Below are 22,458 nucleotides of genomic sequence, written 5' to 3' on the forward strand. Positions count from 1 at the left end.
AATTCGCCGGGCTTTCGTGCAAGGATGCCTGCCGAACGCTTTCGTTCCCCATTCCATACGCCCCGTACAAGAGGTTTCCGATGGTCAATCGCATGCAATTCTACATCGACGGCGCCTGGGTCGATCCCGTCGTCAAAGGCAAGTCCACCCCGGTCGTCAATCCGGCGACCGAAGAAGCGATGTATGAGATTGCGCTCGGCTCCAAGGCCGATGTCGACAAGGCAGTCGCCGCCGCCAAGCGCGCCTTCGAGACCTTTTCCCGGACCAGCCGCGAGGAGCGCGTCGCGCTGCTCACCAAGATCGTCGAGGTCTACAAGGGCCGCATGAAGGAGATCGGCGCGGCCGTCTCCGACGAAATGGGCGCGCCGTTGCCGATGGCCGAGAAGCTGCAGGCCGGCGCCGGCCTTGGCCACCTCATGAACACCCTCGAAGTGCTGAAGAAGTACGAGTTCGAGGAGACCATGGGCACCGCCGTGATCGTGCGCGAGCCGGTCGGCGTCGTCGGCATGATCACGCCCTGGAACTGGCCGCTCAACCAGATCGCCTGCAAGGTCGCGCCCGCGCTTGCCGCCGGCTGCACCATGATCCTGAAGCCGTCGGAGTTCACTCCGACCTCGGCGCTGATCTTCGCAGAAATCCTCCATGAAGCCGGCGTGCCGAAGGGCGTGTTCAACCTGCTCAACGGCCTCGGCCCGGAGGTGGGTGCCGCGATGAGCGAGCACCCGGACATCGACATGATCTCGTTCACCGGTTCGACCCGCGCCGGCGTCGACGTCGCCAAGCGTGCGGCGCCGACCGTGAAGCGCGTCAGCCAGGAGCTCGGCGGCAAGTCGCCGAACGTGATCCTCGACGGTGCCGACCTGACCAAGGCGGTGACCGGCGGCGTGATGCACATGTTCAACAACTCGGGCCAGTCCTGCAACGCGCCGTCGCGCATGATCGTGCCGCTCTCCAAGATGAAGGAAGTGGCCGCCATCGCGAAGGGCGTTGCCGACAAGACCAAGGCCGGCGATCCGCGTGCCGACGGCACGACGATCGGTCCGGTGGTCAACCGCGGCCAGTGGGACAAGATCCAGGCGCTGATCCAGAAGGGCATCGACGAGGGCGCAACGCTCGTCGCCGGCGGCCCGGGCCTGCCCGAGGGCGTCAACAAGGGCTTCTATGTCCGTCCGACCATCTTCGCCGACGTCACCAACGACATGACGATCGCCCGCGAAGAGATCTTCGGACCGGTGCTGACCATCCTCGGCGCCAAGGACGAAGCCGACGCGGTGAAGATCGCCAACGACACGCCGTATGGTCTCGCCGGTTACGTCTCCGCCGACACCGTGGAAACCGCGCGCCGCGTCGGCCGCCAGATCCGCGCCGGCAACGTCAACCTGCAGGGCGTGCCGAACGAGCGCACCGCGCCGTTCGGTGGCTACAAGCAGTCTGGCAACGGCCGCGAATGGGGCCGCTACGGTCTGGAAGAATATCTCGAGGCCAAGGCGGTCGCCGGCTACAACGCCGCGTAAGCCGAGCCACGAGAGACGCGACTTTTGGCGCCGGGGCAGGCAACTGCTCCGGCGTCAGCCATTTTGGGGGCGCAAGGTCTTGAAGAGTGCGAATCTTGCGAAGATGAAGGTTGCAGTCTCGCCGTCATTGCGAGCGAAGCGAAGCAAAGCAATCCATCTCTCCTCACGGGCGGACAGATGGATTGCTTCGTCGCTTCGCTCCTCGCAATGACGGCCGGGCTAACCGCCGAGCGCGCCTTGGGTGTTGACGTAGAGCGCATAGATCGACTGGCTCGCCGCCATGAACAGGCGGTTGCGCTTGACGCCACCGAAGCAGAGGTTGGCGCAGCGCTCCGGCAGCGCGATGCGGCCGATCATGACGCCGTCGGGCGCGAACACGACGACGCCGTCGAGTTCGGGATCACCCATGCCCCAGCCGCACCACAGATTGCCGTCGATGTCGCAGCGCATGCCGTCGGGCGTGCCCGGGCCGGCGTCGATGAAGACGCGCTTGTTGGAGATCGTCTTGCCGTCGGCTGCGACGTCATAGGCGAGGATCTTGCGGTTCGGCTCGCCGCGGGATTCGACGACGTAGAGGATCTTCTCGTTCGGCGAGAAGCACAGCCCGTTCGGCCCCAGCACGCCCTCGGCGACGATGGTGGCCTTGCCGGTTTCGGGATCGAGCCGGTAGACGTTGGGCTCGATCTCGGGATCGGCCTTGTAGCCTTCGTAGTTGCCGAGCAGGCCGAAGATCGGATCGGTGAACCAGATCGAACCGTCGGATTTCACCACGACGTCGTTCGGCGAGTTCAGCCGCTTGCCGCCGAAGGAGTCGATCAGCACCGTGATCGATCCGTCATATTCGGTGCGCACCACGCGGCGGCCGCCATGCTCGCAGGTGATCAGCCGGCCCCGGCGATCGCGGGTGTTGCCGTTGGCGAAGTTCGACGGCTTGCGGAAGATGCTGACCGCGCCGGTCTCTTCCTCCCATTTGAGGATGCGCTGGTTCGGGATGTCGCTGCACAACAGATAGCGGCCGTCGCCGAACCACACCGGACCTTCGGCCCAGCGCAGGCCGGTCGCGATGCGCTCGACGGCGGAGAGTTTCAGCCAGTATTTCTCGAAACGTGGATCGAGCGCGCGGATCGCGGGATCGGGATAGCAGGTCGCGGGACGCCAGCCGGCGGAATGAACATCGGACATTTGCTGTTCTCGTTGTTGTGTTTCGATGGTGTTTCCTTGAGCGCCTGGTTTGCTATCATTGTCGGCCTGCGACCGCAATTCGATCGCAGCAATCAGGAAAGAAGAGGGACGGCATGCCACGCATATTGATGACCGGCGCATCAGGGGGAATCGGAACGAGCCTGCGCAAGCTGCTGCCGCCGATCTATCCGGATCTCCTGCTGAGCGATATCAAGCAGCCCTCCGATCTCGGCAGCAACGAAAAGTTCAAGGCGGCCGATCTCGCCGACCTCGCACAGGTCGAGGCGATCTGCGAAGGCGTCGACGGCATTCTGCATTTCGGCGGCTATTCGGTCGAAGGCCCCTGGGACGCGATCCTGCAGTCCAACATCATCGGTTGCTACAATCTGTTCGAGGCGGCGCGCAAAAAGGGCGTCAAGCGCGTGATCTTCGCCTCATCCAATCACGCGGTCGGGTTCTATCCGCGTCATCACCGCATCGGCACCGACGTCACCGCGCGGCCGGACAGTCGCTATGGTGTGAGCAAGGTGTTCGGCGAAGGCGTCGGCGCGCTCTATGCCGACAAGCACGGCATCAAGGTCACGTGCCTCCGGATCGGCAATTTCGGCGAGGCGCCGCTCGACCACCGCAGGCTCTCGATCTGGCTCAAGCCGGAAGACCTCGTGCAGCTCTGCCGCATCGGGCTCGAGCATCCCGACATCCATTTCGAGGTGCTGTACGGCGCGTCCTACAATGAGCGCTCGTGGTGGGACAATCACTGCGCCTACGATCTCGGCTATCGTCCGACCGGAAGGGCTGAAGATTTCCGCGAGCACGCGATGGCCGAGCAGGCCAAGCTGCCGCCGGATCCGGTCGGCGACTATTACCAGGGCGGCGCGTTCTGCAGCATGGAGTTCGACGGCGACAAGGAGAGGGTGATCGACTGGAAGAAGTGATCAATCCTCGCATTGCGGCAGTTGCTTCACGGATTCGGTGTGCTGCTGCGCCTCCTTCGAACCTTGCCCGGATGTCTTGGGCGGGCTGCCGGGCCCGTCAAAGGTCTCGGCGAAGTGCGTGAGGGGAAAGGCGAGGCTTATGGTCTGCCCGGTGAGGTTCTTGGCTTCGACAGCGATCGTCTGCGCGTGCTTCAGCCGCTCGATCATTTCGCCGTCGGCCTCGAGCGTGCCGCCGCAGCCGAGCGTGTAACAATGCGGCCTCGCGATCTGGATCGGCTCGTCCTGATCGATGCGGAGGCTGATCGTGCCTTCCAGCATGGTCCGCGTTCCGACATTGGCGCTCACGATCGCGCGCTTGCTACTCTGCGGCGAGACGCTGAGTGTGCCGCCCGATGGTGAACACTGACCGCGCGCGGCGGCGCCGACGAAGCAGCTCGCCTCTGTCAGGCACGTCTTGGTCCAGGGCTCGTAGCTGAGCTGCGTCGCGCGCGGATCGGCCGCTTCGCCGACGCCGCCGAGCGCAAGCTGCACGGTGAACGATCCAAGGAATATAGCCACATAGCGCATCGCCGTCTCCTTCACGAGGAGGCCGCGTATCGCGCTATTGCGGCTTTTTGTCGTTGGAGATGCGGACGAGATAATCCGCCTTGCTGTACTGCATGTGATCGACGCAAAGCTGCGCCAGCGCCCAGCTGTCGCGGCCCTTCAAGAGCTCGATCATCAATTCGTGCTGGCGGCGCGACAATGCGAGGCCCTCGCTGTCGGCGAGATTCTTGGCGCGCATCGGCAGCGTCAGGTTCATGTAGTCCTGCAATGAGCGGACGAGGTAAGGATTGCCGCAGGCGGAAAACAGCGCGAGGTGGAACGCATCGTTGGTCTCGTGAATGCCGCGCATGTCCTGCGCCTCGGCCTTGATGCAGTAGTGCCGTTGCAGCTCGCTCAACTGGTCGATCAGGCTTTGCGGCGCGGGCAGGGCGATCATCAGCGCGGCCTGCCGCGTCAGCATCTCGCGCACCTCATAGATCTGCCGCACTTCCTCGGCCGAATAGAACCGCACCGTGGCGCCGACATTCTTCTCGCGCAGCACGATGCCCTGGCGCTCGAGCTGGAACAGGGCCTGGCGGACGAAATGCCGGCTCGCGCCGTAGCGCTGCATCAGGTTATCCTCGACCAGGCGCAAACCGGGCGCGAAGCGGCCGAAGATGATGTCCTCCTCCAGCCGGCGGATCACCTCCGCTTGTTCCTCCTCGCGCGAGGGGGCCTGGAGTACGGGCAATGTGGGCTCGGCTGTCATGCGCTCTCGGCTTTGGATCGGTGCCTGAGGTCAGCATGGCGCCACGGTTATTGTCAATAATGGGGGCGATTTTGCCGCGGACCAGCCACCCGCCGCGACCGGATTATCTCATATTGACAATAATTCCTGCCGCTCCTTAAGTGCGGCCGAACAACCACGGGACGAGAAGAAAATGGCCGACGGACTTCGCAAGGGACTGACAAGCTATGGTGACGCCGGCTTCTCGCTGTTCCTGCGCAAGGCCTTCATCAAGGCGATGGGTTATTCGGACGATGCGCTCAATCGCCCGATCGTCGGCATCACCAACACCTACAGCGACTACAATCCCTGCCACGGCAACGTGCCTGACATCATCGAGGCCGTGAAGCGCGGCGTGATGCTGTCGGGTGCGATGCCGTTCGTGTTCCCGACCATCTCGATCGCCGAGAGCTTTGCGCATCCGACCTCGATGTATCTGCGCAACCTGATGGCGATGGATACCGAGGAGATGATCCGCGCCCAGCCGATGGATGCGGTGGTCGTGATCGGCGGCTGCGACAAGACCTTGCCGGCGCAGATCATGGCCGCGATCAGCGCCGATCTGCCGACCGTGGTGATTCCGGTCGGCCCGATGGTGGTCGGCCATCACAAGGGCGAGGTGCTCGGCGCCTGCACCGACTGCCGCAGGCTGTGGGGCAAGTATCGCGCCGGCGAGATCGACGACAACGAGATCGAGGCGGTGAACGGCCGCCTCGCGCCGTCGGTCGGCACCTGCATGGTGATGGGCACAGCCTCCACCATGGCCTGCATTACCGAGGCGCTCGGCCTGTCGCTGCCGATGAGCGCGACGATCCCGGCGCCGCATGCCGAACGCTTCCGCTCTGCGGAGGCCAGTGGCCGCGTCGCCGCCGAGATGGCGAAGACCAAGGGACCGAAGCCGAGCGAGATCCTGACGCCGTCGTCGTTCCGCAACGCCCAGGTCGTCATGCAGGCGATCGGCGGCTCGACCAACGGGCTGATCCACCTCACGGCGATCGCCAACCGCTCGCCGCACAAGATCGACCTCGAGGCGTTCGACAAGCTCGGCCGCGAGGTCCCCGTGCTGGTCGACCTCAAGCCGTCGGGCGAACACTACATGGAGCATTTCCATCACGCGGGTGGCGTGCCGAAGCTGATGGCGCAGCTCGGCGACCTGATCGATCTCGATGCCAAAACCATCACCGGCCAGACCTTGCGCGAGGTCGTCGCCAATGCCGAGGATGTGCCGGGGCAGGACGCGATCCGCTCCAAGGCGAACCCGATCAAATCCGAAGGCGCGATGGCGATCCTGCACGGCAATCTCGCGCCGCGCGGTGCCGTCATCAAGCAGTCGGCGGCGAGTCCGAAACTATTGCAGCACACCGGCCGCGCCGTGGTGTTCGAATCGGTCGAGGACATGACGCTGCGGGTCGACGATCCCGCGCTCGATGTCACCGCCGACGACGTGCTGGTGTTGCGCAATGCCGGCCCGAAGGGCGCGCCGGGCATGCCGGAGGCGGGTTACCTGCCGATCCCGAAGAAACTCGCGCGCGCCGGCGTGAAGGACATGGTCCGCATCTCCGATGCGCGGATGAGCGGCACCGCGTTCGGCACCATCGTGCTGCACATCACGCCGGAATCCGCGGTCGGCGGTCCGCTCGGGCTGGTGCGGAACGGCGACATGATCCGGCTCGATGTCGCCAAGCGCAGCATCGATCTGTTGGTCGACGAGGCCGAATTGCAGAAGCGCCGCGACGCGCTCGCGCCGGCCGGTTCGCCCGATTGGGCCAAGCGCGGCTACGCGCATCTCTTCAACGACACCATCCTGCAGGCCGACGAGGGCTGCGATTTCGACTTCATGCGCGCCAAGGGGAAGTAGCTTGCAAAGTTCGGCGCATCTGCTGAATTGTCGATAATTTCTGCGATGTGGTGCTCGTTGTCGCCTACGACGAGCTGATTGCCTCTGTTTTATTGACAATCCTGCGCGACTGGTGGGATGATCCCCCTCAATTAAAAACAGGGGGAACGTCGCGATGGGCTATTCAGCCAGGATCGTCGGGATTGCCATGGCCGCGGCAGCGCTGCTGCTTTCCGCGGGCGCCGGCGCGCAGGAAGTCAAGCACTACCGCTTCGCGCACGATCAGCAGCTCAACACCGGATACAGCGTGGCCTACGACATGTTCTCCGCCAAGCTCAAGGAGTTGAGCAAGGGGACCATGATCGTCGACCAGTATCCGGGAGCGCAGCTCGGACAGGAGCCGCAGCTGCTGCAGCTCGTGAAATCCGGAGACATTGAATTCGCCATCATCTCGTCGGCGAACACCGCGACTATCTCGCCGCAGGCCGGTGTGATGTCGCTGCATTTCCTGTTCCGCGACGCCAACCATGTGGTGAAGGCCCTTGCCGATCAGAAGGTGATTGACGCGATCAAGGCGATGATCGACGACACGTCGCAAGGCCTTCATGTCATCGCGACGGGCAGCCAAGGCGTAAGAAGCATCTACGCCAGGAAGGAAATCCACAACGTCAGCGACCTCAAGGGTGTAAAGATTCGCGTTCAGGCGACGGCTACGGAAGACACGATCTTCCCGGCTTACGCCGCGCAAACCGTCCATATGCCGTTCGGCAGCGTGTACACGTCGCTGCAGACCGGCGTCGTCGAGGCGGCGGAAAACAGCGTGAATGTTTACCTCGTCAATAAGCACTACGAAGTCGCGCCGGTGCTCTCGATGACCGAGCATGAGGCCAACAATGCGCTGTTGTTCATCAGCGACAGGCTGTGGCAGAGCCTTTCAGCCGAGCAGAAGGCCTGGGTGACGACAGCGGCCGCCGAGGTGAGCGCCAAGGAGCCGGCGAAGGCGTTCGAACTGGAGAAGAATGCGGCTGCAAAACTGAAGTCATTCGGCGTCAAGGTGGTCGAGGATGTGGACAAGAAGAGCTTTACCGCGATCGCCGATCCCTATCTCGACAAGCTCGCCAAGGATCTCGGGCCGCATGCGGAGAAGATTAAGAATTTGATCCGCGCGGTCAACTAGCCCACTTCCTGCGTCGTCCCGGCGAAGGCCGGGACCCATACGCCGCGGCTCGTCCATTGAAGCACCGGGCGGCCGTTCTTTCTCAAAGCATCAGGCGCCGGTGGTTATGGGTCCCGGCCTTCGCCGGGACGACATACGAGGACGGAGCATTCGATGGCCATCGCCGACACACTGGTGCTGCAACGGCAGCGGCATCTGAAATGGCGGGCGCTCGACCGGCTCGAGCTGATCCTGATGATGCTGTGCGGCCTGCTGTGCTTCGGCTTCTCGCTGTCGGTGACCGCCGATATCGTCACCCGCACCATCGGTCATCCCTGGCTGTGGCTGCAGGAGGTGACCTCGACGCTGTTCATCTACGCGATCTTCATCGGGGCCGCGGTCGCGACACGGCGCAACGACCATCTCTATCTCACCGCGATCTCCGAAGCGCTGCATGGCAGGTCGCGGCTGATCGTCGAGATCGTCATCCGTCTGGTGGTGCTGGGTGTCGCCTTCTGCCTGGTCTGGTACGGCTATCAAAATTACCTCCGAGGCTTCGGCAGCTTCCGCCTGCCGTCCGGTACGCCGATCGCCTCGCTCTATGCGGTGATCCCGCTGTCCGGCATCCTGATCGGCCTGTTCACGATCGAGCAGCTCGTCAATGGGATCCGCAATGGCTTCGACCATCCGGAGCCGCCGGATGACCACCTTCCGATTCCTGCGATCGATACCCGCGCGACGACGGGAGTGCAGCCGTGAGCGCACCGGTCGTGCTTGCGCTGATGTCGTTCTGCTTCCTGTTCTTCGGCTATCTCGGCGTGCCCGTGCCGTTCTCGCTGATGGCTGGCGTGTTCGTCGGCGCAGTGCTATCAGACGTCTCGCTGGCGGCGATCATCCAGAAGGTCTTCGACGGCGTCGATTCCGAGGCGCTGCTTGCGATCCCGTTCTTCCTGCTGGTCGGCGAGCTCATGAGCTCCGCAAATGTCGTGGTCCGCATCGCCAATCTCTCGGTCTCGCTGGTCGGCCATATCAGGGGCGGGCTGTCGCAGGTCGTCGTCGTCTTCAGCATGTTCTTCTCGGAGATGTCCGGCTCGACCACCGCCGACGTCGCGGTCATGAGCCGGGCGCTCGGTGGGCCGATGCGGCGGGAAGGGTACGAGCCGGCCTTCATCGCCGCGATCATCGCCTCGGCGTCGACGATCGCAGCGCTGGTGCCGCCGAGCATCACGGCGGTCGTCTATGGCGCGGTCGGCAATGTCTCGATCGCCGGGCTGTTCATGGCCGGTGTGGTCCCCGGACTGATGATCGGCTTCGGGCTGATGATCTACTGCTACTTCTTCGGTCCCTCGGGCCTGCGCAAGCCGCGTGCGCCGCCGCGCCAGGTTGCGTTCGCCGCCGGTGACGCGGCGCTGCCGATGATGATCCCGGTGATCCTGCTGGGCGGCATCCTGACCGGCTGGTTCACGCCGACCGAGGCCGGCGTGGTCGCGGTCGCCTACATCATCGTCGTGGTGATCCCGGCGCTGAACCGCGGGCACCTGAAGAAGATCCCGTATGATTTCTGCCTCGCCGGCCTGATCTTCTCGCTGCCGCTGATCACGATCGGCGCGGCGAACGCGTTCGGCTGGATGCTGGCCTATCTGCGCGGCGCGATCTACATCGCCGACTGGATCACCTCGATCGCCGGTAACGACCCGCACCTCATCATGCTCTTGATGGTGTTGCTGTTCACCGTGGTCGGCGACTTCATCGAGCCGGTGCCGACCATCATCATCTTCATGCCGCTGGTCAACGCCTTGACCCAGGCCGGCGACATCAACGGCGTGCACATGGGCGTGGTGCTGATCGCAACGCTGGCGTTCGGCCTGATCACGCCGCCCTACGGGCTCGTGCTGCTGATGGCCTCGAAATTCGTCGGCATCAGTTTTGCAAAAGCGTTGCGGGCGGCGTTGCCGATCTATGTCGTGTTCCTGGTCACGATCTGCTTCACGATCTATTTTCCGAAGGTCGTGCTGTGGCTGCCCAAGCAGGTGATCCCGGAATCGGTCGGCTGCTTCAAGGCACCCGGCGGCACGGGGTACATTTGCCCGAACTAGCCAAACCTCTACTTCGACTTGCTGGTGAACTTCTTCACGGCGACGCGGAAATCATCGGTATGCATCGCCGTGATGATCTTGTGTTCCTCGGCGTCGAGCTGCTGCTTGGTCGGCGTGGTGGCGGCCTGATAGACCAGTGATTTGGTCCCCGCGATCGCGGCGGGCGGATTTTGCGCCAGACGCTCGGCGAGCTGCCGCGTCGCCGCCTTCAGTTCGGCCGCGGGGACGGTCTTGACGACGAGACCCCATTCATAGGCTTGCTGCGCGGTGAACCCATCCTCGGCCAGGAAAATCTGCAGCGCGCGGCGGGTACCGACCGTGCCGACGATGCCGACCGTGCTGCCGCCATCCGGCGATACGCCGATCTTGGCATAGGCGGGCGTGAAGCGGGCATCCTCTGCGGCGATACACAGGTCGGTCACGAACGCGAGGCCCATGCCGGCTCCGGCCGCCGAACCATGCACGCTGGATAGCACGATCTTCGGCATCCGCCGGACCGTCTCGATGAAGGCATGGTAGTGGTGAAGCATCTCGCCGACCACGGGGGCGACATTGTTGGCTTCGGTCGCGGCGCCGATGGTCTGCAAATCGCCACCGGCGCAGAAGGCGCGGCCTTCGCCCTCGATGACCAGTACGCGAACGTCCTTGTTGGCTTCGACCTCGGCGCTGAGCTGCTCGAGCTTCTTGGCAATCGTCATGTCGATCGCGTTGAACGCGGCCGGCCGGTTCAGTGTGATGGTCGCGATGGCGCCGTCGATGCGGAGCAAAGCGGGGTCGGTGGCGGAGGGGGCGGGTGCTGGCATATTGAAGACCTTGGGCTTGTTGGTTCCGGACATTTAAGGCCTTGGCGGGAGCCGTGGCAATCCGGCCCGGGGGCCGCGGGCGCGCCCAGAATCGCCTGGGACCCCCTTGCATCGGTACGAGCCATGAGGCCAAATGGCGTGCGCCTTCGGTACGCAGACACGAGCGCTGTGGGGACGGGGCAAGCAAGCTAACATCGACAAGAGGAAACGGCATGGGTCACTCCTGCTCGCGCGTATTTGGGTTGTTCCGATGACAGGCTCGGTCATCATCGTCGGCGCCGGACACGCCGGCTTCCAGCTCGCGGCGTCGCTGCGCCAGGCCGGCTTCGCCGAGCGCGTCGCCCTGATCAATGACGAAGGCCATTTGCCGTATCAGCGGCCGCCGCTGTCGAAGGCCTATCTGAAAGGGACCGGCGGGCCCGAGAGCCTGATGTTCCGGCCCGACAAGTTCTACCAGGACAACAAGATCGAGCTGATCACCGATCGCGCCCATGCGATCGACCGCAATGCGCGGAAGGTGGCGCTCGCCTCCGGCGCGTCGCTCGATTACGGACACCTGGTGTTCGCAACCGGCGCGCGGAACCGGCTGCTGGATATCCCCAACGCCAAGCTCGACGCAGTCCGCTACCTGCGCATTCTGGATGAGAGCCAGGCGCTGCGCGACTTGATCGCGCCCGGCATGCGCGTCGTCGTGATCGGTGCGGGCTTCATCGGGCTCGAATTCGCCGCCACTGCCCGGGCCAAGGGCCTCGAGGTCGACGTGGTCGAGCTTGCCTCCCGCGTGATGGCGCGGGCGGTGACCGCGGAGATTTCCGAGTTCTCGCAATCCCGCCACAGCGCGGCCGGCATCCGGATTCACCTCGGGGTGCAGGTCACGGCGATCGAGGCCGATGGCGGCAAGGTTACCGGTGTCAGCCTGAGCAACGGCACGCATATCCCGGCCGATCTCGTCGTGGTCGGTGTCGGCGTGCTGCCGAATGTCGAGCTTGCGGTGGAGGCCGGGCTGCCGGTGGCATCCGGCATCATCGTCGACGAGCATCTGTTGACCGCCGATCCGAATGTCTCCGCGATCGGCGATTGCGCGCTCTACACCAGCAAACGCTTCGGCGGGTCGCTGCGGCTGGAGTCGGTGCAGAATGCGACCGACCATGCGCGCTGCGTGGCGTCGCGGCTGACCGGCAAGACCGAGGTCTATGACGGTCTGCCGTGGTTCTGGAGCGACCAGGGCCCCGACAAGCTGCAGATGGCGGGTCTCACCACCGGCTACGACCGCGTCGTAGTGCGCGGCGACCGCGCGCAGGGCGCGTTCTCGGCGTTCTGCTATCGCGGCGACAAACTGCTCGGCATCGAATCGATCAATCGCGCCGGCGATCACATGTTCGGCCGCCGGCTGCTCGGCGCCGGCGGCTCGATTACGCCGGAGCAGGCGGCGGATGCGAGCTTTGATCTGAAGAGTGCGCTGGCGCAAATGTAAGCAAGCGTCGTCCCGGCGAAAGCCGGGACCCATACTCCGCGGCAGTCGTTGGCGGAGACGTACGCAGTTGCCACGCGTGTGCCCCCAAACTGTGGCCGGTGGTTATGGGTCCCGGCCTTCGCCGGGACGACTTGGGGAGAGAGCGTCCTCCACCTCATCCGCCGTCGGCATCGACGGCGCGGCTCCCATCCGTTGCACGCAAATCGAGGCGGCGGCGTTGGCGTAGGCCAGCGCGTCGCCGAGCGGCTTGCCGATGGCGAGCTGTGAGGCGAGGGCGCCGACGAAGCAATCGCCGGCGCCTGTGGTGTCGACGGCCTTGACCTCGCGTCCCGGCACGAGCAGCGGCTGGTTGTCGACCAGCGCCAGCACGCCGCGCTTTCCGAGCGTGACGCAGACGATCCTGCCTTGCCTGCAGATTGTGCAGCTTCTCGAACAGCGCCTCGAGCTTCTGGACGGCATCCGCGAGAAGGACGGCAAGAAGCTGAAGCTGCTGTACCAGACCTCGATCAACGGCCCGCGGCAGAAGACCCAAGCTGCAGCTGCCGCGCAACGGCCCGCCCGGTCAGGAGGGGCTGAGGCCGCCGCGCGCGGCGTCGGCGTCGGGCGCATCTCGCTCGCGGTCGGTCTCGCCGCGATGCTGGCCCAACGCCCGGGCCGCCTCGGAGAAGCGCTCCGGCGTGTCGCTGTCGCGCAGCCCCGTGCCAGTCAGGTAGCCGAGTTCGGTCTCGTTCAGAACGAGGATGTCGACGAGATCGAGCAGAGCCTTGTCGGCCTGTTTTGCCGGTGCCGGATTGAGGATCGTGGTGGCGCCGACGGCGCGGGCGCGCCGGAAGAAGGCAGCGATCGCCGGCAGCGGGATCTCGAACTGGCTGACCGCGACGTCACCCTTCATAAGTGAGGGGACCTTGACATCATGAGCGTCAACGAGCCCGTTGGCGCCTGGCACGACGACAATCGTGTTGTCGGCATTGGCGAGCGTGATGATCGCCGTGCCGGAATGCGTGCCGTGCGTGGTCTTGACCGAGGTGAGATCGACGCCTTGCGCGGCAAGGAACGCTCGCAGCTCCTTGCCGAACGCATCGGTGCCGAGCCGGCCGATCAGCGTGGTCGCTACGCCGAGCTTGGCCGAAGCCACCGCCTGGTTGGCGCCCTTGCCTCCGGGAAAATAGAGCACGGCCTCGCCGGCGACGGTTTCGCCGATCCGCGGATGGCGCTCGGCGGTCGCCACCACGTCCATATTGATGCTGCCGGCGACGAAGACGTGCCTCATGACTAGCCCCGTTCACCGATATCAGGCCTCGGCGCGAAATTCCTGCTTGACCGCTGCGATATCGGCGAGTGTCGGCAAGCCGGCCTCGTTGCCGAGCTTCTGGATCTTGAAGGTCGAGGCTGCACGCGCGAACTTGAAGTGCTCATGCCAGCCTTTGCTCGGGTTCGAAAGGTAAGAGTAGATGTAGGCGCCGTGGAAGACGTCGCCGGCGCCGTTGGTGTCGATCACGCGCGCGCGCGGGATCGGGAAAGCCGGCAGCGTGCGCACTGTGCCGGCCTCGTCATACCAGAGCAGGCCGCGCTCGCCCATGGTGACGCCGCCGACCTTGCAGCCGCGACCCTTGAGATAGTCGAGCATCTGCTCCGGCGTCTTGTCCATCTGCTCGCACAGGCGTTCGGCGACGATCGCAATGTCGATGAATGCGAGCAGCTCGTGGGTGTTGGTGCGCAGGCCGCCGCCGTCGAGCGAGGTCAGGATGCCATCCTCGCGGCACAGCTTCGCATAATGGATCGCGGCGTCCGGCTGGTGGCCGTCGATGTGCAACGCGCGGCAGCCCTTGATGTTCAGCAGCGGAAAAGGATGGATGTGCTGGTCGTCGCGGCAGCGGACGATGGCGCGCTTGCCGTCGTTCGGCATGATGAAGGACAGCGAGGAGGAGTTGACTTTGCGGGGGTGGAACGAGATGCCGTACCTGTCGGCCATATCCCAGAACATCCGTCCCAGCCAGTCATTGGCCATGGTGGCGATCAGGTCCGGCGGGACGCCGAGCTTGGCGCAGCAGAATGCTGCGGTCACGGCGTTGCCGCCGAACGACACCGCATAGGCGTCGGCGACGTGCTTTTCGTCGCCAACAGGCATGTGATCTGTGATGAAGGTGACGTCGATATAGGTCTGTCCGATGAAGAGGGCCTGCATTCGCTTTCCGTCGTGGCTTGGTGTGGTCCCGGCCGGCGGTTCCAGACTAGCATTGCTGATCGGCCGATATCGCTGAAAATATTCGCAACCCTGCCTGGTTTACAGGTAGAGATGATGGCTGCGCCGGGCCGTTCTGGCATGAGGCATAACGGCCGGCGGCAGTCCGTGGTTCCGGGTTGGGTTAAGGGAGAAACACAATGACGGCAGATTCGGGGAGGTTGCAGCCATGATTACCGGTCTCGATCACATCGTCGTCCTGACCAGTGACATCGCTGCTGCCAGCGCGGCCTATGAGGCGCTGTTCGCGCGGACGCCTTCCTGGCGCTACAGTGGCGGTGGTGCGAACCGCACGCTGTTCACGCTCGACAACACCACGCTGGAATTGGTGGCGCCGCTCGGCGACGATGACGCAGCCCAGCGCATCCGCAGCGCGCTCGTTACGCAAGGTGAGGGGCTTGCGAGCCTCTGCTTCCGCACCAGCGACATCGCCAGGACACACCGCCGGCTCGACCGGCTGACGCTGAAGCCCGAACCCGTCACTGAAGTCGAAAGCCGCGACGAGACCAGCGGCGCCGTGCTGTCGTGGAAGCGTACGCGGGCCGCGACCGATGCGACGCGCGGCGTGCGCATGTTCTTCCTGGAACGCGAGCAGGAGCGGCCGTTGTCGGTGCGTACCACGACCGCATCGATCACCGCGATGGATCATGTGGTGGTTTCGACCGCCGACCCGGAACGCGCCGCCGCGCTCTATGGCGCGCGGCTCGGGCTCGACATGGCGCTCGACCGGTCGCATCCGGAGTGGGGCCGGCTGATGTTCTTCCGCTGCGGCGACCTCGTGGTCGAGGTCACGCACCGGCCGGGCAAATCGGAGACGGACGCGCCGGACCGGCTGCGCGGCATCTGCTGGCGCGTCACCGATATCGACGCCACACGTGCGCGGCTGATCGCCGCTGGCGTCGACGTCTCCGAGGTTCGTACCGGCCGCAAGCCCGGCACGCGCGTGATGACGGTGCGCAACAGCACATGCGGTGTGCCGACGCTTCTGGTGCAGCCTTCGCAAGGAAAGCCGGACTAGGCCGCGTTTCATGCGCGCGTCGTCACGACAGCGTGCATCCGGGAATGGCAGGGAGGACGCTGCATGCCGCGTCTGCGAGAAATATTCCCGCATGGCCGTCACGACAACATTCGTTCTCAAACGTCGTTCGTCATGCTACATTCATCAATTCAGCATCACGGGCGATCGATTTGGCCAAGGCAAAGCGAATACAGAGATGGCAGCGCGACCCCCAGGGGATGCGGCTGCGGATTCTCGAGGCGGCCAAGCAGGAATTCGCAACCCATGGCCTCGCCGGGGCGCGGGTCGACCGCATCGCGGCCAACGCCGACGCCAACAAGCGCATGCTGTACTACCACGTCGGCAACAAGGAGGATCTCTATCTCGAGGTGCTGGAAGGCGCCTATGAGAAGATCCGCGCCGAGGAGCGCACCCTCGATCTCGAGCATCTCGATCCGCCCGAGGCGATCGGGCGTCTGATCGACTTCACGTGGAACTATTTTCTGCGCAATCCCGAGTTCCTGGCGCTCCTGAACACCGAAAACCTCTCCAAGGCAAAACACCTGAAGCGTTCGACCAAGGTCAAGTCGATGCACTCGCCCTTTGTCGAGATGATCCGTACCGTGGTGACGCGCGGGGTCGAGAGTGGCGATTTCCGCGTCGCGGTCGATCCGGTGCAGCTCTACATCTCGATCGCCGGGCTGGCGTTCTTCTATCTCTCCAACAGCGCCACGCTGAGCGTGATCTTCGGCCGCGACCTCTTGAAGAAGGACGCCCGCGACGAGCGCCTCGAGCACATGACCGCGCTGGTGCTGGCGGCGCTGACCGGCAAATCTACGGCGGCGTTCGGCGGCGCGATGCCGGTGGTGCGCGCGGCCGAGCACCGCGTGGTGTGAGGTCTTGCGATCATTGCGGTGATCCGTAGCCCGGATTGAGCCAACGGGTCGCGCGAACGCGCGCCCGATGACAGGCTCCGCGCAATCCGGGGAGTTGCATGCGCGGATAGCGGTCCCGGATTTCGCTGCGCTTCATCCGGGCTACGAAGTCTCATCCGACAAAAATTCTCACCTGACGAAAGTCGCGTATTTCGGCGCGATTTTGCCGCGCGCTTGGGGCTGGACAGTATTTATCCAACGGGTTAATTTCTGAACGAACAGAGAGACTGCAAAGGGAGCGTGACGTGGCGGAGGCAAAGAGCCCTTCGGGCCTGTCGAAGATGCTGAATGCGGCGTGGGTACGTCCGTTCCTGTTTTTGGTTGTCATCGTGGCGGCCTGGGACCTCGCGATCCGCTTGTTCCATATTCCCGCCTACCAAATTCCCTCGCCCGGCGACGTCGTCGCGGTGCTGTGGAGCGACTGGCCGGAACTGCTGCGGCAGTCCTGGCCGACAACCTATGCAACGATTTGCGGCTTCCTGCTCTCGGCGCTGTTCGGCATTCCCGTTGCGATGCTGATCGCGGGCTCGAAGACGATCGAGAGCTACGTCTATCCGCTGCTGGTGTTCTCCCAATCCGTGCCGAAGATCGCGATCGCGCCGCTGTTCGTGGTGTGGTTCGGCTTCGGCATCATCCCCAAGGTGATCTCCGCGTTCCTGCTCGGCTTCTTCCCCGTGGTGGTGTCGGCGGTGCAGGGCTTCAAGTCGGTCGACCCTGATATGGTCGATCTGGCGCGCGCGATGCAGGGCAGCCGCTTCCAGGTGTTCCGTGCGGTCAACCTGCCGCATGCGATGCCCGCGATCTTCTCCGGCCTGAAAGTCTCGGTGACGCTCGCCGTGGTCGGCGCCGTCGTCGGCGAGTTCGTCGGCTCCAACTCCGGCATCGGCTATGTGATGCAGCGCTCGATCGGTACCTTCGACCTGCCGACGATGTTCGCCGCGCTGGTGATCCTCGCGCTGCTCGGCGTCATCCTGTTCTGGATCGTCGACCGCATCGAGCGGCTGGTGATCCCCTGGCACGTCAGCCAGCGCGATGACATCATTTTTGCTTCCTAGGGATATCGCAGAGCCACCTAACGAAAGGGGAAACCGTCATTGCGAGCGAAGCGAAGCAATCCATCGCGCCACAAGCTGAGAAATGGATTGCTTCGTCGCTCTCGCTCCTCGCAATGACGAAAAACAGGGAGAGAACGTGATGCGATTGATCACTGCTGTCATTGCCGCACTGGCCTGGACCGCGCTTACGGTGGCCCCTGCATCTGCGGCCGACAAGGTCGTGCTGATGCTGAACTGGTACGTCTACGGCGAGCACGCGCCGTTCTATTACGGCAAGGCCAAGGGCATCTATGCCACTGAGGGCATCGACCTCGAGATCCAGGAAGGCCGCGGCTCGGCCGCGACCACGCAGGCGGTGGCCGCCAAGACCGCCGATTTCGGCTATGTCGACGTGCCGACGATGATGCGCGCGGCCGTGAAGGGTGCGCCGGTGATTGCCACCGGCGTGCTGCTGCAGACCAGCCCGATGTCGGCGATGAGCCTTGCCGACAAGAACATCAGGAAGCCGGAGGACATCAAGGGCAAGACGGTCGCGATCACGCCGGCGGATTCGATGACGCAGATCTGGCCGCTGTTCCTGAAGAAGACCGGTCTGAAGGAAAGCGATTTCAACACCGTCGCCGGCGACGGCCAGACCAAGCTCAACGCCGTGATCAACGGCCAGGCCGACCTGCTGCTCGGCTACGTCATGGACCAGTCGATGAAGATCAAGGACGCCACCGGCAAGGATGTCTATCCGATCAAGTTCGCCGACTACGGCATCAACATGGTGTCGTCGGGCATCATCGCGAACTCCGACTATGTGAAGGCCAATGCCGACCTGGTCCGCCGCTTCATGTCGGCGACGACAAAGGCGGTGGAAGCCGCGGAGAAGGACCCCAAGGCGGCTGCGCAGTCGATCCTCGACGCCAACCCGAAGGGCGGCAAGATCGACACGTTGACGCAAGGCTTCGAGCTGACGATCCCGCTCTATCGTACGCCGGAGACCAGGACCAGGCGGCCGTTCCAGGTCACCGACCAGAACATGACCGAGTCGGTCAATTTGATGGTCGAGTATGGCGGCCTCGACGCCAAGGCCAAGGCCAATCCGAAGGCGTTCTACACCAACGACTATCTGCCGAAGGGTGACTCGTGAGCGCAACAAACACCGTCATTCCGGGGCGATGCAAAGCATCGCCCCCGGAATCTCGAGATTCCGGGTCTGGTCCTTCGGACCATCCCGGAATGACAGCATTCTACATCCCAGTGGATTCGACCGAATGAATCCTGCAACCAAACCAGCCGATGTTCAGCCCGCCGCGCATCTGCGCCTGGTGTCGGACCGCGCCGCGGATGCCACGCCGGGTATCAAACTCTCCGGCGTCTCGAAGACCTACCGGTCACGCGACGGTGATGTGCCGTCGCTGCGGCCGCTCGACTTCACCATCAACGACGGCGAGTTCTTTGTCGTGGTCGGGCCCTCCGGCTGCGGCAAGTCCACGCTGCTCAAGATGATCTCGGGCCTGCTGCCGCCGACGACCGGCGAGGTGCTGGTCGACGGCGAGCCGGTGACCAGGCCGCACGGCAATGTCGGCATCGTGTTCCAGAACGCGCTGCTGCTGCCGTGGCGCAACATCCTCTCCAACGTGATGTTGCCGATCGACATGAAGCAGCTGCCGCGGGACAAGTATCTCGCGCGCGCCAAGGATCTGCTGAAGCTGGTCGGCCTCGAAGGTTTCGAGAAGAAGCTGCCCTGGCAGCTTTCCGGCGGCATGCAGCAGCGCGCCTCGATCTGTCGCGCCCTGGTGCACGACCCCAAGATCATGCTGATGGACGAGCCGTTCGGCGCGCTCGACGCCATGACGCGCGAGCGGATGAACGTCGAATTGATGCGGATCCAGCGCGAGACCGGCAAGACGGTCCTGTTGATTACGCACTCGATCCCGGAAGCCGTGTTCCTTGCCGACCGCGTGCTCGTGATGACCGAGCGGCCCGGCGCGATCGCCGCGATCTACGACGTGCCGATGCCGCGGCCGCGCTCGCTCGAGACGATGTCCGATCCCGTCTTCAACGAACTGGTGCAGCGGATCCGGAAGCATTTCTTCACACAGGGGTCGCTGGACTAACACCCGAGCCTTCAATGCCGCTTCGCCTCAAAGTCAACAATATCGCGTTTTTCGAACGGCCGCTGGTGTTCGCCCGGCCGTTCCGCTTCGGCGCGGTGACGATCACCGCATCGACGCAGATGTTCGTGCGGGTCGAGATCGAGGTGGAAGGCAAGGGCCGCGCCACCGGCGCCAGCGCCGAGATGCTGGCGCCGAAATGGTTCGACAAGCGGCCGCATCTCACCGAAGCGCAGTCGCTCGACGGGCTTCGCCGCTCGCTTGCGATCGCGCGCGGGCTCTATCTGGCGAACAAGGGTCTTGAGACCGCGTTTGGCCTCCACGCCGAACGTATCGGCCCGCAGGTTGCGGCCTGCGCAGCTGAAGACATTCCGCCGCTTGCCGCCGGCTTTGGCCCGGCCGAGATCGACAAGGCGATCCTGGATGCGCTGCTGCGCGCCGCCGGCGCGAACTTCTTCGACGGCATGGCCGGCAATATCGCCGGCATCGACGCGCGGCTGACGCCTGATCTAGACGACGCGGCGATCGCGCGGTTTCTGTCGACGCGCCAACGGCTCGAGCGTGTCGCCGTCAGGCACACGGTCGGAATGGACGACAAGGTTGAAGGCGAGGGCGGCGTCGCCGACCGCAACGAGAACGCCGGTGCGCGCTATTTCAAGCTTAAGCTGAACGGCGATCCCGCACATGACGCGGCGCGGCTGGCGCGGATCGGCGGCGAGCTCGCAAAGCTGCCTTACGCAACCAGGATCACGCTCGACGCCAACGAGCAATATGCCGACCTTGCCGCGCTGAACGCGCTGGTCGACCGGCTCGACCATGACGCGGCGCTGCAGCCGATCAGGGCAAACCTGCTCTATATCGAGCAGCCGATGCCGCGCGATATCACAAGAGCCTCGCCGCTCGGGAAGCTGGCGGCGCACGGCTTCATCATCGACGAGGCCGACGATTCCTATGACGCATTCCCGCAGGCCCGCGTGCTCGGCTATCGCGGCATCTCCTCGAAATCCTGCAAGGGCATCTACAAGTCCATCATCAACGCCACCCGCGCGGCGGCGTGGAGCGCGGACGGCGAGCGGTATTTCGTCAGCGGCGAGGACCTGACCTGCCAGGCCGGGCTCGGCGTGCAGCAGGACCTCGCGCTCGGCGCGCTGATCGGCGTCACCCATGCCGAGCGCAACGGACATCATTATGTCGATGGCTTTGCCGACACCCCGGTTGACGAGGCCGACGCCTTCCTCACCGCGCATCCCGATCTCTACACGCGCGAGCGCGGCAAGGTCCGCCTCGCGATCCATGACGGCGATCTGCTGACCGGATCGATCGCCGTCGCACCGGGCTTTGCCAGTTCGATCCATCCGGACTGGTCCACCATGCAGCCGCTCAAGCGGCCAACACCACGCGTTTCGCAGGAGCAAGCAGTATGACGACCAAACGCCTCGGCCTGATCATGAACGGCGTCACCGGCCGAATGGGGCTCAACCAGCATCTGATCCGCTCGATCGTCGCGATCCGCGAGCAGGGCGGCGTGCAGCTTGCGAACGGCGACCGCGTCATGCCCGATCCGATCCTGGTCGGCCGCGACGCCGAGAAGGTCGGCGCGTTGGCAAAACGCTACAACATCGAGCGCCACACCACTGATCTCGATCGTGCGCTCGCCGACAAGGGCGACACCGTGTTCTTCGACGCCGCGACCACGCAGGCGCGGCCCTCGCTGCTGACCAAGGCGATCAATGCCGGCAAGCATGTCTATTGCGAGAAGCCGATCGCGACCAATCTCGAGGAGGCCGTTGCGGTGGTGAAGCTCGCCAATGCCAAGGGCCTCAAGCACGGCACCGTGCAGGACAAGCTGTTCCTGCCGGGCCTGAAGAAGCTGGCCTTCCTGCGCGACTCCGGCTTCTTCGGCCGCATGCTCTCGGTGCGCGGCGAGTTCGGCTACTGGGTGTTCGATGGCGGTTGGCAGGAAGCGCAGCGGCCGTCGTGGAATTACCGTGTCGAGGATGGCGGCGGCATCATCCTCGACATGGTCTGCCACTGGCGCTACGTGCTCGACAATCTGTTCGGCGAGGTCGAGAGCGTGACCTGCCTCGGCACGACTGACATCCCCGAGCGCTATGACGAGAAGGGCAAGAAATACCAGGCGACCGCCGATGATACCGCCTACGCCACCTTCCGCCTGAAGGGCGGCGTCATTGCGCACATCAACATGAGCTGGGTGACGCGGGTCTACCGCGACGACCTCGTCACCTTCCAGGTCGACGGCACCCATGGCTCGGCGGTGGCGGGCCTGACCGACTGCGTGATCCAGGCACGCCAGGCGACGCCGCGGCCGGTGTGGAATCCGGACGAGAAGCGGATGCATGATTTCTATGCCGACTGGCAGAAGCTGCCTGAGAACGTCGTCTACGACAACGGCTTCAAGGAACAGTGGGAGATGTTCATCCGCCATGTCTGCGAGGACGCGCCCTACAAATACACCCTGCTCGAAGGCGCCAAGGGCGTGCAGCTCGCCGAATGCGCGCTGAAGAGCTGGAAGGAGCGGCGCTGGATCGACGTCGCCCCGATATCAGTCTGAGAAGGGACTTTGTCATGAACAAGCCTGTCCGACCGATGTCATCGCTGTCGCTGAAGCTGCCGACCGCTGGCGGCGGCCTCGAGACCTATCGCCTGGCGGCGTCGCGGACCTTTCCGGCGAAGCTCGAGGGTACGCTGAACCGCGTGGCATTCTCGGCCGCGCATGTGGTGGCCAAGTCGGAGGCCAAGCGGTCTTAGGAAGACAACTATAACACTCAACTCCTTGGCTCACAGAACGACATGGCTA

At 64.3% G+C, this 22,458-nt stretch carries 19 protein-coding genes and 3 pseudogenes; 15 read left to right on the forward strand and 7 right to left on the reverse strand.

The window, feature by feature from the left end; translation table 11 throughout:
• Positions 1-80 precede the first annotated feature (80 nt).
• Positions 81-1,514 (forward strand): aldehyde dehydrogenase family protein, encoded by a 1,434-nt coding sequence (locus Q2M23_RS28025; protein ID WP_076827004.1) that lies wholly within the window; start codon positions 81-83, stop codon positions 1,512-1,514.
• Positions 1,515-1,733: 219 nt separating this feature from the next.
• On the opposite strand, the gene Q2M23_RS28030 is transcribed toward Q2M23_RS28025, so the two are convergent.
• The gene (locus Q2M23_RS28030; protein WP_076827002.1) at positions 1,734-2,696 is read right to left on the reverse strand and encodes an SMP-30/gluconolactonase/LRE family protein; all 963 of its coding nucleotides are present in this window, start codon (positions 2,694-2,696) and stop codon (positions 1,734-1,736) included.
• 113 nt (positions 2,697-2,809) lie between these two features.
• Between Q2M23_RS28030 and Q2M23_RS28035 the strand changes: the two genes are divergently transcribed.
• A complete protein-coding gene (locus tag Q2M23_RS28035; protein WP_316397727.1) occupies positions 2,810-3,631 on the forward strand; it encodes an NAD(P)-dependent oxidoreductase in 822 nt (273 codons plus the stop codon).
• Here the strand turns inward: Q2M23_RS28035 and Q2M23_RS28040 are convergent, their stop codons facing one another.
• Positions 3,632-4,198 (reverse strand): invasion associated locus B family protein, encoded by a 567-nt coding sequence (locus Q2M23_RS28040; RefSeq protein WP_316397728.1) that lies wholly within the window; start codon positions 4,196-4,198, stop codon positions 3,632-3,634.
• Positions 4,199-4,232: 34 nt separating this feature from the next.
• A complete protein-coding gene (locus Q2M23_RS28045; protein WP_316397729.1) occupies positions 4,233-4,925 on the reverse strand; it encodes a GntR family transcriptional regulator in 693 nt (230 codons plus the stop codon).
• Positions 4,926-5,097: 172 nt separating this feature from the next.
• Here Q2M23_RS28045 and Q2M23_RS28050 point away from each other — a divergent pair, with 172 nt between their 5' ends.
• From Q2M23_RS28050 to Q2M23_RS28065, 4 genes are all read left to right on the forward strand, one after another.
• The gene (locus tag Q2M23_RS28050) at positions 5,098-6,801 is read left to right on the forward strand and encodes an IlvD/Edd family dehydratase (protein ID WP_316397730.1); all 1,704 of its coding nucleotides are present in this window, start codon (positions 5,098-5,100) and stop codon (positions 6,799-6,801) included.
• Positions 6,802-6,955: 154 nt separating this feature from the next.
• The gene (locus Q2M23_RS28055; RefSeq protein ID WP_057017493.1) at positions 6,956-7,957 is read left to right on the forward strand and encodes a TRAP transporter substrate-binding protein; all 1,002 of its coding nucleotides are present in this window, start codon (positions 6,956-6,958) and stop codon (positions 7,955-7,957) included.
• A 153-nt stretch (positions 7,958-8,110) separates the two neighbouring features.
• Entirely contained in the window at positions 8,111-8,695 is a 585-nt protein-coding gene (locus Q2M23_RS28060; protein ID WP_076826996.1) for a TRAP transporter small permease, read from the forward strand.
• Positions 8,692-10,032, forward strand: a complete 1,341-nt coding sequence (locus tag Q2M23_RS28065) for a TRAP transporter large permease (RefSeq protein ID WP_316397731.1) — start codon at positions 8,692-8,694, stop codon at positions 10,030-10,032. The genes Q2M23_RS28060 and Q2M23_RS28065 overlap by 4 nt, the downstream gene beginning before the upstream one ends.
• 8 nt (positions 10,033-10,040) lie before the next feature.
• Here Q2M23_RS28065 and Q2M23_RS28070 read toward each other — a convergent pair whose 3' ends face one another.
• On the reverse strand, positions 10,041-10,835 hold the full coding sequence (locus tag Q2M23_RS28070; RefSeq protein WP_253587458.1) for an enoyl-CoA hydratase/isomerase family protein: 795 nt from the start codon (positions 10,833-10,835) through the stop codon (positions 10,041-10,043).
• 250 nt (positions 10,836-11,085) lie between these two features.
• Here Q2M23_RS28070 and Q2M23_RS28075 point away from each other — a divergent pair, with 250 nt between their 5' ends.
• On the forward strand, positions 11,086-12,309 hold the full coding sequence (locus Q2M23_RS28075; RefSeq protein WP_316397732.1) for an NAD(P)/FAD-dependent oxidoreductase: 1,224 nt from the start codon (positions 11,086-11,088) through the stop codon (positions 12,307-12,309).
• Positions 12,310-12,411: 102 nt separating this feature from the next.
• On the opposite strand, the pseudogene Q2M23_RS28080 reads toward Q2M23_RS28075, so the two are convergent.
• The 3 genes and pseudogenes from Q2M23_RS28080 to Q2M23_RS28090 all read right to left on the reverse strand — a co-directional run.
• Positions 12,412-12,717: pseudogene (locus Q2M23_RS28080) on the reverse strand (PfkB family carbohydrate kinase); the annotation flags it as partial.
• 232 nt (positions 12,718-12,949) lie between these two features.
• Positions 12,950-13,579, reverse strand: a pseudogene (locus Q2M23_RS28085) (PfkB family carbohydrate kinase); the annotation flags it as partial.
• Positions 13,580-13,600: 21 nt separating this feature from the next.
• Entirely contained in the window at positions 13,601-14,494 is an 894-nt protein-coding gene (locus Q2M23_RS28090; protein ID WP_028331857.1) for a sugar kinase, read from the reverse strand.
• Positions 14,495-14,720: 226 nt separating this feature from the next.
• Between Q2M23_RS28090 and Q2M23_RS28095 the strand changes: the two genes are divergently transcribed.
• The 8 genes and pseudogenes from Q2M23_RS28095 to Q2M23_RS28130 form a co-directional block, all read left to right on the forward strand.
• A complete protein-coding gene (locus Q2M23_RS28095) occupies positions 14,721-15,569 on the forward strand; it encodes a VOC family protein (protein ID WP_316397733.1) in 849 nt (282 codons plus the stop codon).
• A 218-nt stretch (positions 15,570-15,787) separates the two neighbouring features.
• Positions 15,788-16,444 carry a TetR/AcrR family transcriptional regulator gene (locus Q2M23_RS28100; RefSeq protein WP_316397734.1) on the forward strand — a complete coding sequence of 219 codons (657 nt, stop codon included), beginning with the start codon at positions 15,788-15,790 and terminating at the stop codon, positions 16,442-16,444.
• Positions 16,445-16,764: 320 nt separating this feature from the next.
• On the forward strand, positions 16,765-17,538 hold the full coding sequence (locus Q2M23_RS28105) for an ABC transporter permease (RefSeq protein ID WP_410469774.1): 774 nt from the start codon (positions 16,765-16,767) through the stop codon (positions 17,536-17,538).
• Positions 17,539-17,674: 136 nt separating this feature from the next.
• A complete protein-coding gene (locus tag Q2M23_RS28110) occupies positions 17,675-18,673 on the forward strand; it encodes an ABC transporter substrate-binding protein (RefSeq protein WP_410469773.1) in 999 nt (332 codons plus the stop codon).
• Between the two features lie 124 nt (positions 18,674-18,797).
• Positions 18,798-19,643 (forward strand): ABC transporter ATP-binding protein, encoded by an 846-nt coding sequence (locus tag Q2M23_RS28115; protein WP_316397737.1) that lies wholly within the window; start codon positions 18,798-18,800, stop codon positions 19,641-19,643.
• Positions 19,644-19,657: 14 nt separating this feature from the next.
• Complete coding sequence (locus tag Q2M23_RS28120; RefSeq protein WP_316397738.1) at positions 19,658-21,064, forward strand: hypothetical protein; 1,407 nt, start codon at positions 19,658-19,660, stop codon at positions 21,062-21,064.
• A complete protein-coding gene (locus Q2M23_RS28125; protein ID WP_316397739.1) occupies positions 21,061-22,212 on the forward strand; it encodes a Gfo/Idh/MocA family oxidoreductase in 1,152 nt (383 codons plus the stop codon). Before Q2M23_RS28120 ends, Q2M23_RS28125 begins: the two co-directional genes overlap by 4 nt.
• Positions 22,213-22,226: 14 nt before the next feature.
• A pseudogene (locus tag Q2M23_RS28130) lies at positions 22,227-22,397 on the forward strand (DUF993 family protein); the annotation flags it as partial.
• Positions 22,398-22,458: the final 61 nt, after the last annotated feature.

This window comes from Bradyrhizobium sp. 33ap4, assembly GCF_032654765.1.
Lineage (GTDB): Bacteria > Pseudomonadota > Alphaproteobacteria > Rhizobiales > Xanthobacteraceae > Bradyrhizobium > Bradyrhizobium australafricanum.